General features: G+C 65.9%; 10 protein-coding genes. 7 read left to right on the top strand and 3 right to left on the bottom strand.

Annotated elements, in window-relative coordinates; translation table 11 throughout:
* Nucleotides 1-86 precede the first annotated feature (86 nt).
* Together RM463_RS16795 and RM463_RS16790 are read left to right on the top strand one after the other, a co-directional pair.
* Nucleotides 87-1,262: an ATP phosphoribosyltransferase regulatory subunit gene (locus RM463_RS16795; RefSeq protein ID WP_195687310.1), complete on the top strand. Its 1,176-nt coding sequence runs from the start codon at nucleotides 87-89 to the stop codon at nucleotides 1,260-1,262.
* A 61-nt stretch (nucleotides 1,263-1,323) separates the two neighbouring features.
* Entirely contained in the window at nucleotides 1,324-2,619 is a 1,296-nt protein-coding gene (locus tag RM463_RS16790) for an adenylosuccinate synthase (protein WP_161423192.1), read from the top strand.
* Between the two features lie 65 nt (nucleotides 2,620-2,684).
* On the opposite strand, the gene cobO is transcribed toward RM463_RS16790, so the two are convergent.
* Nucleotides 2,685-3,284 (bottom strand): cob(I)yrinic acid a,c-diamide adenosyltransferase, encoded by a 600-nt coding sequence (gene cobO, locus RM463_RS16785; RefSeq protein WP_195687308.1) that lies wholly within the window; start codon nucleotides 3,282-3,284, stop codon nucleotides 2,685-2,687.
* A gap of 161 nt (nucleotides 3,285-3,445) precedes the next feature.
* On the opposite strand from cobO, the gene RM463_RS16780 reads away from it, so the two are divergent.
* The 3 genes from RM463_RS16780 to pepN all read left to right on the top strand — a co-directional run bounded on the left by RM463_RS16780 (nucleotide 3,446) and on the right by pepN (nucleotide 7,107).
* Nucleotides 3,446-3,931, top strand: a complete 486-nt coding sequence (locus tag RM463_RS16780) for a YajQ family cyclic di-GMP-binding protein (protein ID WP_311430696.1) — start codon at nucleotides 3,446-3,448, stop codon at nucleotides 3,929-3,931.
* Between the two features lie 104 nt (nucleotides 3,932-4,035).
* Nucleotides 4,036-4,407, top strand: a complete 372-nt coding sequence (locus RM463_RS16775) for a YbaN family protein (RefSeq protein ID WP_311430695.1) — start codon at nucleotides 4,036-4,038, stop codon at nucleotides 4,405-4,407.
* 66 nt (nucleotides 4,408-4,473) lie between these two features.
* Nucleotides 4,474-7,107, top strand: coding sequence for an aminopeptidase N (pepN, locus tag RM463_RS16770; protein ID WP_311430694.1), 2,634 nt, complete (start codon nucleotides 4,474-4,476; stop codon nucleotides 7,105-7,107).
* A 61-nt stretch (nucleotides 7,108-7,168) separates the two neighbouring features.
* On the opposite strand, the gene RM463_RS16765 is transcribed toward pepN, so the two are convergent.
* Nucleotides 7,169-7,456 (bottom strand): hypothetical protein, encoded by a 288-nt coding sequence (locus RM463_RS16765; protein ID WP_195687304.1) that lies wholly within the window; start codon nucleotides 7,454-7,456, stop codon nucleotides 7,169-7,171.
* A gap of 80 nt (nucleotides 7,457-7,536) precedes the next feature.
* Nucleotides 7,537-9,135: a cation:proton antiporter family protein gene (locus tag RM463_RS16760; protein ID WP_311430693.1), complete on the bottom strand. Its 1,599-nt coding sequence runs from the start codon at nucleotides 9,133-9,135 to the stop codon at nucleotides 7,537-7,539.
* Nucleotides 9,136-9,350: 215 nt separating this feature from the next.
* Between RM463_RS16760 and RM463_RS16755 the strand changes: the two genes are divergently transcribed.
* Both RM463_RS16755 and RM463_RS16750 read left to right on the top strand, forming a co-directional pair.
* On the top strand, nucleotides 9,351-9,947 hold the full coding sequence (locus RM463_RS16755) for a LemA family protein (RefSeq protein WP_195687302.1): 597 nt from the start codon (nucleotides 9,351-9,353) through the stop codon (nucleotides 9,945-9,947).
* 11 nt (nucleotides 9,948-9,958) lie between these two features.
* The gene (locus RM463_RS16750; protein WP_311430692.1) at nucleotides 9,959-11,926 is read left to right on the top strand and encodes a M48 family metallopeptidase; all 1,968 of its coding nucleotides are present in this window, start codon (nucleotides 9,959-9,961) and stop codon (nucleotides 11,924-11,926) included.
* The last annotated feature ends 139 nt before the right edge of the window (nucleotides 11,927-12,065 follow it).

The raw sequence follows: 12,065 nt of genomic DNA, 5'->3' as shown, positions 1-12,065 counted from the left end.
CGCAAGCCCTGACATCAGTCAGACGCTCGCCGAGCTCTCGGCAGTGTCCCCAACACGGCCATTCATTGCCTTGCAGGATGATTGACATGACCATCGCTGACCGCTGGCTGCTGCCCGACGGCATGGACGAAGTGCTGCCGCCCCAGGCAAGCCGCATGGAAGAGCTGCGCCGAGGGTTGCTCGACCTCTATCACCGCTGGGGCTACGACCAGGTGATGCCGCCTACCGCGGAGTTTCTCGACTCCCTGCTCACCGGTACCGGCTCCGATCTGGCCCTGCAGACCGTCAAGCTGACCGACCAGCTCACCGGCCGCATGATGGGCATCAGCGCCGACGTCACTCCCCAGGTGGCGCGCATGGATGCCCACTCCCTCAAGCGCCAGGGACCGGTGCGACTCTGCTACTGCACCAACGTGCTGCGCGCCACGCCCGACCAGCATCAGTGCGGTCGCAGTCCCGTGCAGGTCGGGGTGGAGCTGTTCGGCCACGCCGGTCGCGAGGCCGATCTGGAGATTCTCAACCTGGCCCTGGCCTCGCTGAGCGCCGCCGGCGCCCGCGAGATTCACCTGGCGCTGGGCCACATCGGCATCTACCGTAGTCTGGTGGAAGCGTCCGATCTCGAGGGGGATGCCGAGCGCGCGATGTTCGCGGCCCTGGAGCGGAAATCGCCCGGTGAGCTGGCCGCCCGGGTCGAGGCGAGTGTCGGCGATCCTGGCCTGGCCGAGATGTTCATGGCGCTGGGCCGCCTGCATGGTGGCGTTGAGGTGCTCGACGAGGCCCAGGAGGCCTTCGCCGAGGCGCCTGCCGCCGTCACTGCCGCCCTGGAGCAGCTGCGTGCCCTGTTGAGCGGTGTACAGGCCGCCCATCCCGGGGTTTCGCTCTACCTCGACCTGGGGGAGCTGCGCGGCTATGCCTACCATACCGGCATGCTGTTTGCCGCCTATGTGCCCGGTTACGGGCAACCGCTGGCCAAGGGTGGGCGCTATGATGACACCGGGCGTGCCTTTGGCCGGGCTCGCCCCGCGACCGGCTTCTCCATGGACCTCAAGCAGCTGGCCACGCTGTCGCCCGCAGAACCGCCCCGTGATGGCATCTGGGCGCCGGCCGAGGGAGAGGGACTGGTAGACGCCGTGATGGCGCTGCGCGCGCGAGGCGAGCGTGTGGTGCAGGCGCTGCCGGGACAACGTACCGGGCCCACGGAACACCGCTGCGATCGTCAGCTGGTGCTCGATGATGGCCACTGGCAAGCCGTGACACTGTAGACTGGGTTACCACCTTGGCGCGACGGCCCGCCGCCGCGCGGCAACGAGAGACGAGAGAGCAATGGGCAAGAATGTAGTCGTATTGGGCACCCAGTGGGGTGATGAGGGCAAGGGCAAGGTCGTCGACCTGCTCACCGAGTCCGCTTCCACCGTGGTGCGTTTCCAGGGCGGTCACAACGCCGGCCACACGCTGGTGATCGATGGCGAGAAGACCGTTCTCCACCTGATCCCTTCCGGCATCCTGTGGCCCGGCAAGATGTGTGTCATCGGCAACGGCGTGGTACTGTCGCCGGAGGCTCTGATCACCGAGATCCGCAAGCTGGAAGAGAAGGGCGTGCCGGTACGCGATCGTCTGCGCCTGTCGCCGGCCTGCCCGCTGATCCTGCCCTATCATGTGCGCCTCGATCAGGCCCGCGAGAAGGCCCGTGGCATCGCCAAGATCGGCACCACCGGGCGTGGCATCGGACCGGCCTATGAGGACAAGGTGGCGCGTCGTGGTCTGCGCCTGGGCGACATGCTCCACCGCGAGCGCTTTGCCGCCAAGCTCGGCGAGGTGCTGGATTACCATAACTTCGTGCTGACCCAGTATCACGGCGAGCCGGCGGTGGACTTCCAGGAAGTGCTCGACAGCGCCATGCAGATGGCCGAAGAGCTGCGTCCGATGGTGACCGATACCGTCAGTCTGGTGCATGGCGTGCGTCGCGAGCGCGAGAACATCCTCTTCGAGGGGGCTCAGGGCTCGCTGCTCGATATCGACCACGGCACCTACCCCTACGTGACCAGCTCCAACACCACCGCAGGGGGAACCGCTACCGGTTCCGGCGTCGGTCCGCTCTACCTGGACTACGTGCTGGGCATCACCAAGGCCTATACCACCCGTGTCGGCTCCGGCCCGTTCCCCACCGAGCTCTTCGACGACCATGGTCGCCACCTGGCCGAGAAGGGCCACGAGTTCGGCGCCACGACTGGACGCGCACGCCGCTGCGGCTGGTTCGACGCCGTGGCCCTGCGCCATGCCGTGCAGGTCAACTCCGTCTCGGGAATCTGCCTGACCAAGCTCGACGTCCTCGACGGCCTGGAAAACATCCGCGTCTGTGTCGGCTACCGCAGCAAGGATGGTGAGCTTTTGGACAACCCGGTGGACTCCGAGGGCTACGAGGCCGTGGAGCCCATCTACGAGGACCTGCCGGGCTGGAGCGAGTCGACCCTGGGCGCCAAGCGCGTGGAGGACCTGCCGGCCAACGCGCGTGCCTATATCAGCTACCTCGAGGAGAAGACCGGCGTCAGCATCGATATCATCTCCACCGGCCCCGACCGCAACGAGACCATCGTGCTGCGTAACCCGTTCGACGACTGACCGACTCGCCGAAGCGGTATGGCGATATAAGGAAGGCCCCGCACAAGCGGGGCCTTCTGCTTCCCTCAATAGTCGATGCCGCGGCGCGCCTGTACCCCAGAGTTGAAGGCGTGGCGCACCTCCTGCATCTCGGTGACGGTATCGGCCATGGCCAGCAGGTCGCGGTGGGCATTGCGACCGGTGATGATCACGCTCTGCTCGGCGGGGCGGTTCTCGATGGCACGCCTGACGGTCTCGATGTCCAGGTAGCCGAACTTGAGCATGTAGGTGATCTCGTCGAGCACGACCAGGTAGACCTCGGGGTCGGCCAGCATGCGCTCCGCCTCGACCCATACCTCACGGCAGGCGGCGGTGTCCGTCTCGCGGTTCTGGGTCTCCCAGGTGAAGCCGGTGCCCATGATGGCGACCTCGAGGTTGGGGTCCTCGATCAGCCGTTCGCGCTCGCCGCACTCCCACTGGCCCTTGATGAACTGGATCACGCCGACCCGGTAGCCATAGCCCAGGGCACGGGTGACGGTGCCCCAGGCGGCGGTGGTCTTGCCCTTGCCGTTGCCGGTGAAGACCATCATCAGGCCGCGCTGCTCGGTGGCGGCGGCGACCTTGTCGTCGACGTGGCTCTTGAGTTTCTGCATCGACTGCTTGTGGCGGGTATCGCGATCGCTCATCGGGGCTCCAGTTCTGTACAAGGCTTGTCAAGGTGCGTCATAGCATACGCGAGCCATGGCGAGGCGTCAGCCTCCTCGTCTGACGAAAGCCGGGAATCGGCGGCGCTGAAAGAAGAGGGCTGGTAGAATCCCTGCTTCCATCCCCCTTGCCAGGAGCCGCCATGCCCTCCTTCGATATCGTCTCCGAGTTCGACAAGCACGAGGCCAGCAATGCCGTCGACCAGGCCAATCGCGAGATTCAGACGCGCTTCGACTTCAAGGGCGTCGATGCCAGTTTCAGCCTCGAGGGTGACAGCGTGAGCATCGAGGCCGAGGTCGACTTCCAGCTCAAGCAGATGCTCGACGTGCTGCGCAACAAGCTGATCGCCCGCGGGATCGATGCCCGCTGCCTCGACGCTCAGGAGCCGGTGCTCTCCGGCGTGCGCGCGCGCCAGGAGGCGCAGCTCAAGCAGGGCCTCGACCAGAAGGAGGCCAAGGACATCGTCAAGCGCATCAAGGAGTCCAAGCTCAAGGTGCAGGCCCAGATTCAGGGCGAGAAGGTGCGTGTCACCGGCAAGAAGCGCGATGATCTTCAGGCGGTGATGGCGCTGCTGCGCGGTGAGCAGGGTCCCGATCTGCCGCTGCAGTTCGATAACTTTCGAGACTGACGCCATCCGGCATCTGCTCGTCCAAGGGCACCATAGTCACCTCCGATTGGCGTGCCAGGGCAGGCTGCGCTTCAATACCAGTATCACTGGGAAAGGAGCGCGGGATGTCAGAGTTGAAGCGCCTCGTCTTGATTGCCATCGCCGGCATCAGCCTCGTGCTGGGCATTGTCGGCATGTTCCTCCCGCTGATGCCCACCACCTGCTTTCTGCTGCTGGCGGTATGGGCGGCATCGAGAAGCTCGCCGCGCCTGGCCGGCTGGATTCGTGAGCATCCCCGCCTCGGGCCCGCCGTGGTGGCCTGGGAGGGCGAGCGGGCCATTCCGCGTCACGCCAAGTGGCTGGCCGGCGGCATGCTGGTCCTCTCCATGCTGGTGCTGGCGCTGACCGTCAGCCTGCTATGGCTAAAGCTTGCCCTGATCGCCGGGCTGACGCTGCTCGGCGCCTGGATCGTCACACGTCCCGAGCCGGCGCTGTGAGGGTGCTTTGAGCTCGGTGGGCGAGGCGCCGTACAATGGTCGCAATTCTCGACAGGAGCATCACGCATGTCCGACCCCCAGGCGACCTACCTGAGCGACTACCGCCCCCCGGCCTACCGCGTCACCCATGCCGAACTCACCTTTGATCTCGACCCCGGCGCCACGCGGGTCAAGGCGCGACTGCATCTGGAGCGCCACTCGGAGCGTAAGCCCGGTGAGCCGCTGGTGCTCGACGGCGAAGGCCTCGCCCTCAAGGCGATCGCCGTCGATGGCGAGCCGCTGGAGGCTGACGAATATGCGGTGGGCGACAGCAGCCTGACGGTGCACCGAGTGCCCGAGGCCTTTCTCCTGGATACCGAGGTGGAGATCGCCCCCGAGGCCAATACCGCCCTGGAGGGGCTCTATCTCTCCAATGGCATGTACTGCACCCAGTGCGAGGCCGAAGGCTTCCGGCGCATCACCTACTATCCGGATCGCCCGGATGTCATGGCGACCTTCTCCACCACCGTGATCGGTGATGACGAGCGTGAGCCGGTACTGCTCTCCAACGGCAATGCGGTGGAGCGGGGCAGCCTGCCGGGAGGCCGGCATTTCGTCACCTGGCAGGATCCCCACCCCAAGCCCAGCTACCTGTTCGCCCTGGTGGCCGGCGACCTGAAGAAGGTCGAGGATCGCTTCACCACCATGAGTGGCCGCGAGGTGGCCCTGCAGATCTGGGTCGAGGAGGAGAACCTCGACAAGACCGACCATGCCATGGCCTCGCTCAAGCGCGCCATGCGCTGGGACGAACGGGCCTACGGTCGCGAGTATGACCTCGACCTGTTCATGATCGTGGCGGTCAATGACTTCAATATGGGCGCCATGGAGAACAAGGGGCTCAATATCTTCAACTCCGCGGCGGTGCTGACCCATCCCCAGACCGCCACCGATACCGCCTTCCAGCGGGTCGAGAGCATCGTCGCCCACGAGTACTTCCATAACTGGTCGGGCAACCGGGTGACCTGCCGCGACTGGTTCCAGCTCTCCCTCAAGGAGGGTTTCACGGTATTCCGCGACCAGTGCTTCTCGGCCGATACCAACTCCCCGGCGGTCAAGCGCATCGAGGATGTTGCCTTCTTCCGCACCGCCCAGTTCGCCGAGGATGCCGGGCCCACCGCGCACCCGGTGCGCCCCGATCACTATATCGAGATCGGCAACTTCTACACCCTGACCATCTACGAGAAGGGCGCCGAGGTGGTGCGCATGCTGGCCAACCTGGTGGGCGAGGAGGCCTTCCGCCGGGGCAGTGATCGCTACTTCGAGCGGTTCGATGGCCAGGCGGTGACCATCGAGGACTTCGTGGAGTGCATGGCCGAAGCCTCGGGCCTGGATCTCTCCCAGTTCATGCGCTGGTATTCCCAGGCCGGCACGCCGGAGATCGACGCCTTCGGCGAGTATGACTACGCCAATTGCGAGTATCGGCTGATCCTGCGGCAGCGCACGCCAGCCACCCCCGGCCAGCCCGACAAGCTGCCGCTGCATATCCCGGTCCGTCTGGGGCTGGTGGGTACCAAGAGCGGCCGTGACCTGCCGCTGACACTGGATGGCGAAGCGCTTGGCAGTGACGCCGTCATCCAGCTGTGCGAGGCGGAGCAGGAGCTCGTGTTCACCGATGTCTCAGAGGCCCCGGTGCCGTCGCTGCTGCGCGGTTTCTCGGCGCCGGTGAAGCTGCGCTTCCCCTATGGGCGCGAGGATCTGGCCTTTCTGCTGGCCAACGACTCGGACGGTTTCAACCGCTGGGAGGCCGGTCAGCGCCTGGCCATGCTGGCCCTGGATGACCTGATCGCCGCCCACCGCAATGGGGTCGAGAAGGTGATGGATTCGCGGGTCGTCGAGGCCTTCCGCGGGCTGCTCGAGGGGGAGCCCGAGGATCGTGCGGTGCTGGCCGAGATGCTTGTCCTGCCCAGCGAGGCCTATATCGCCGAGCAGCAGCCGCTGGTGGATGTCGACGCCATCCATGCGGCACGGGAGTTCATGCGCCAGGGGCTGGCGGCTTCCCTGCGCGACGACTTCCTGCGCGTCTACCGCGAGAACCGGCTCGATGAGCCCTACGCGCCGACACCCGAGCAGATCGCCCGGCGCAGCCTGAAGAACGTGGCGCTTGCCTACCTGATGGCAATCGAGGACGAGGAGGGCGTGGTGCTGGCCCGTGAGCAGTTCGAGGCCGATCACAACATGACCGATGTGCGTCATGCCCTGACCCTGCTGACCCACAGCAGCCGCGATGAGCTCAGCGAGCCGGCCCTCAAGGCCTTCGGTGAGCGCTGGGCCCATGATCCATTGGTGATGGATCAGTGGTTCGCCATCCAGGTCGGTCGTCCGCAGCCCGACGTGCTCGAGCGCGTCAGGTTCCTGATGGAGCACCCCGCCTTCTCGCTGAAGAACCCCAACAAGGTGCGTGCCCTGATCGGCACCTTCGTCGGCCAGAATCGCATCAACTTCCACCGTCTGGACGGGGAGGGCTATCGCCTGCTGGCCGACACCGTGATCGAGCTCGATCGCCTGAACCCGGAGATCGCGGCTCGCCTGATCATTCCGCTGACACGCTGGGCGCGCTTCGACGAGCAGCGTCAGGCATTGATGAAGGGGGAACTCGAGCGCATCCGTGCCGAGAAGCTCTCGCCCAACGTCTATGAGGTGGTGGAGAAGGCACTGGCCTGAACATTCGCATCACTAACGGAAAGCGCCGCCCCTTGGGGCGGCGCTTTCACGTTGCTGGGAGTCAGTAGATCAGCCAGCTCAACACGGCGAAGCCCAGCAATAGCCAGATCAGGGTGGCGACGATGGCCCGGCGGGTCAGGGCACGGAAGGCCTTCCACAACATCCACAGGCCCACCACCAGGATCAGCAGGCTGACGATCGATGTGGAGATCCCCAGCGAGCCGGCCAGTTCCTGGAGGAAGCTTTTGGCGGAGGCGCCGAGGTTGGCGAAGAAACCGGTCAGCAGGTCGACGACGAAGCGGATGACTTCGCCGAGGGTGCGACCGATCCAGGCGAAGAACTCTTCCATGTTCAGGTTCCCTCGTGGTTCGGTAAGGTGCCAACGGTAGCATGCCGGAGACGGTTGTCATCATCGGCATGCATGGCGTCTCATCCAAGCTGGCTTGAAATCGGCTCGATCCCCGACTCTTCCGCGGCGCTGTCCGCCAGGGCCCGGCCGGCCTTGTCATAAACATGAAAGACGGCGCTGGCGCCCAGCTCACGAATGGGTTCGATCTCCTCGGGGAACTCGACCACGGCGGTGATCCTGCCATCGAACTGGCGTGAGCGCAGCTGCTTGAGGGCGAAGAGGTTACCGGCATGGTGAGGCATCGACAGCACCACCATGCGAACGTCGGGAGACATCAGCAGCTTGTCCCAGAAGTCGGAGTCCAGGGCATCGCCCTCAACGATATTGAACTCACGTTCGGCCAGCATCTTGACGCTGGCCGGGTTGCTGTCGATGCCGAGTACACGCAGCCCGTACTGCTTCTGCAGGCGGCGATAGACGCTGCGCCCGATGCGGCCCATGCCCAGCACTACCGCTTCGGCATCACCGACCTCGATGGGCCGGTCGCTGGGAGAGAGCTCGCTCGGGTCACGCTCGGGCAGGCGCGGCTCCAACCAGCGATAGATGCCCTCGCTGACGGCGTTGAGCATCGAGGAGAGGCCAAAGCTCAGGGCGACCGCCAGCGAGATGACGACCAGCCAGTTTCCGTCGAGCAGGCCTCCGGCGACGGCAATGGCCCCGACGATCAACCCGAACTCGGAGTAGTTGGAGAGGCTCAGGGTGGCCAGGACCGCGGTGCGGTTACGCATCGGAAAGCGCATGAACACCAGCAGATAGAGCAGGCTCTTGAGTGGCAGCAGAGCGACCAGCAGCAGCGCCATCTGGACGTGGCTGGCGTTCGGCATCGCGGTGAGACCGATGCTCAGGAAGAAGCCGACCAGCAGCAGCTCCTTGATATTGAACATCGAGCGCGACAGGGTCTGGGCGGCGGGGTGGGGAGCCAGCAGCAGGCCGATAATCAGCGCGCCGAGATCTCCCTTGACGCCGAGCGCCTCGAACAGCGCATAGCCCAGCACCAGGGCCAGCAGCATGCCGAACAGGATCTGCATCTCGCCGTGTCCCAGGCGGTCCAGCAACTGGCGCAGCAACGGGGCCAGCGGTATCAGCAGCACCAGGCCCAGCGCCCAGGGACTCGGCAGCTTGCCGGTTGAGGCGGTGATAAACAGCACGGCGAAGATGTCCTGCATGATCAGCACACCGATGGCCAGTCGGCCATAGGCGGTCTGGGTCTCGCTGCGCTTCTCCAGCACCTTGATCACGAAGACCGTACTCGAGAAGGAGAGGGCAAAGCCCAGCAGCAGCAGCGTTTGCCACTGGCTATCGGCCAGCAGCGTCAGGCCGAGCCCCTTGAGCCCGACCAGCAGCCCGCAGAACAGCAGCGACGAGCCGATCATATGCAGGCTGGTCCCGCCCCAGACCTCACGGCGCAGCAGGGTGCGAACATCGAGCTTCAGGCCGATGGTGAACAGCAGCAGGGTGACGCCAACCTCGGAGACCAGCGCGAGCAAGGGAGTCTCGTCGTAGCCTATGGCGTTGAGCACGAAACCGGCGGCAAGGAAGCCGACCAGCGGTGGCAGCCGAATGGCCAGGGCGGCAACGCCGCCCAGGAAGGCGGCGAGAAGAAAGGCCGGTTCGATCATGCACGCTCCGTGTTCGTTCAATCACGCGTTGACGGTAGTCTACGGAAGACGGCCGAGGAATGGCACGATTTCGTGGCGGGGTCGAGTGACGCGACCTGTCTGCCGTCGAGGGGGAGGGCGAGAGAAATCGTCAATGGCCCCGGCAGCGGTTAAGGTAACAGCAGGGCGCCGGTAAGCGGTGTTACCCCACTTCCTGTTCGCCACTCGAGGATGCCATGGACCTCTCGATGATCCTGCCTGTCGTGCTGCTGGCTGCCCTGCTGATCTATGCCGTCAGCATCTACAATCGCCTGGTGGCGCTGAAGAACCGCTTCCAGAATGCCTTCGCCCAGATCGAGGTACAGCTCAAGCGGCGCCACGACCTGATCCCCAGCCTGGTGGAGACGGCCCGGGCCTATATGAGCCACGAGCGCGAGACGCTGGCTGCGGTGACCGAGGCCCGCAATGCCGCAGAGGCCGGCCTGAAGCACGCCGCTGCCGCCCCCGGCAACGCCGCCGCCATGGCCGAGCTGGCCGGAGCCGAGGGAGCGCTGGGAGCCGCTCTTGGCCGTCTCAATGTGGTGATGGAGGCCTATCCCGATCTCAAGGCCTCGGAGAACATGCAGCAGCTCTCCGAGACCCTGACCAGCACCGAGAACCGTGTCGCCTTTGCCCGCCAGGCCTTCAACGATGCCGTCATGCAGTACAACACCTACAAGCAGAGCTTCCCCCCGGTGGTCCTGGCGGCTTCCTTCGGCCACAAGCAGGATGCTGCACTGCTCGAGTTCGAGGACAGCGCCGAGATCCAGATCGCCCCGCGCATCAGCTTCTGAGCGGGGCGCGCATGGACTTCTTTACGGCCCAGGATCGCGCCCGGCGCCTCTCCGGACGACTTGTCCTGCTGCTGCTGCTCGCCGTCGTGGCGCTGGTGGCACTGACCTGCATGCTGGTGTCGCTGGCGGTGGTCATGCTGGATACGACGCGAATGCACACCGGCGACCCGCTGACGGCGGCGCTCGAACCGCGCCTTCTCGCCATGGTGGCCGGTGGGGTGATGACGGTGGTGATTCTCGGCGGCCTGGTGCGTCATCTGCAGCTGCGCGTGGGCGGCTATGCGGTGGCCGAGGCGCTGGGAGGGCGGCCACTGGCACTGGACACCCGCGATGCGGGTGAGCGCCGCCTGCTTCACGTGGTGGAGGAGATGGCCATCGCCTCGGGGCTGCCGGTGCCAGCGGTCTATCTGCTGGATGACGATGCCATCAACGCCCTCGCCGCCGGTCATGATCCTAACGATGCCGTCATCGGCATCACGCGTGGCGCCATCGAGCATCTCGATCGCGACCAGCTGCAGGGCGTCATCGCCCACGAGTTCAGTCATATCCTGCATGGCGACATGCGGCTCAACCTGCGCCTGGTGACCCTGCTGCATGGCATCCTGGTGATCGGCCTGGCAGGAAACTTTCTGCTGCGGAGCATGGCCGGGGGACGGCGGCGCGACTCGCGTCGGGGCGGCGGGCATGTGGCGCTACTGGGTTTGGGAGTGGCGCTGATGGTGGTGGGGTATGCCGGCACCCTGTGCGGCAATCTGATCAAGGCCGCGGTGAGTCGCCAGCGCGAGTTCCTGGCCGACGCCAGCGCCGTACAATACACCCGCAATCCCCAGGGCATCGGGGGTGCGCTCAAGACCCTGGCCGCCTATCGGCTCGGTTCGCGCCTGCTGGCGTCCAATGCCGCCGAGTTCAGCCATCTCTATTTCGGCAGCGGCGTGCGCAGCCTGAGCCGATGGACCTCGACTCACCCGCCGCTTGAGGCGCGCATTCGCCGCGTGCTGCCGCGCTGGGACGGTCGCTTGCCCGAACCCTTCGCGCCGACCCCACGGCAGTCCGCCCCGCAACGGAGACCATCTGCGGCGCCGCCCATAAGCGCCGTGAGTGAGGCAGTGAGCGCAGGGGCGAGCGGGGAGGCGAGCAAGGTGGTAAATGAGGAGGTCACTACCGGAACCGGCGTTGCCGCCGCCGCCGTGGCCAGTGTCGGCCGTCCCGACGCCGAGGCACTGGCCAGGGCTCGCCGTCGCCTGGCGGGCATCGACAAGCGGTTGATGAAGTCGGCCCATGAGCCCTTCGGGGCTCGTGCGCTGGTCTACGCCATCCTGATGGGGGTCGACCCGAAGAGTCGTGATGCCCAGCGTGAGGTGCTCCAGCGCCAGGCACTACCCGAGGTGCTGGCGGAGCTTGACGCCCTGGCCGAGCCCTTGACGAGCCTGTCGGCCGGCGATCGACTGCCGTTGATCGAGCTTTCGTTGCCCGCGCTGCGCGCCTTGAGCCCCGCCCAGGGGGCGCGTTTTCGTACCTGTCTGGATGGTCTGATGAGTGCCGAGCAGGCACCGGGGGCACTGCAGTGGGCACTGCACCGGCTGGTAAGGGCGGGTCTGGAGGGGGAGCGACGAGCCCTGCGGGATCGACGCCTTGCCGACCTGGCCGGACCGCTGTCGCGGCTGTTGTCGGCGCTGGCCCTGTCTGGCCACCCCGAGCCCGGTGCGGCCCGGGCGGCGCTGGAACGAGTCGCTGCGGTGCTGGGTGTGGCGTTGGACCTGGTCACCGAGCCGGCCAATCCCCGGGAGCTGGACTGGGCGCTGGGCCGCCTGGCGCGACTGCGCAACCAGGAGCGTGGGCCTCTGCTGGCCGCCATGGTCTGCTGCGTGGAGCAGGATGGTCGGGTCGACCCGGAGGAAGCCGAGCTGCTGCGTGCGGTGGCCTGGACGCTTGGGGTTCCATTGCCACTGGGGAGCCTCGGTGATGGGGAGCCTCTGTGATGGGAAGGAGAGAGTGGCAGGAAAGGGGGGTGTAAAAGGGTGAAGAGAGCAACAGTCGCCGTTGCCTGGTGCTGGCGTCCCTGGCGCCACCTCGAGCCAACGGGACATTTGTTATTCGCCACGATTGTGGCTGCAGTTG

The sequence above is a fragment of the Halomonas sp. LES1 genome, from assembly GCF_031846005.1.
Lineage (GTDB): Bacteria > Pseudomonadota > Gammaproteobacteria > Pseudomonadales > Halomonadaceae > Halomonas.
This window is presented reverse-complemented; position numbering and strand designations above follow the sequence as displayed.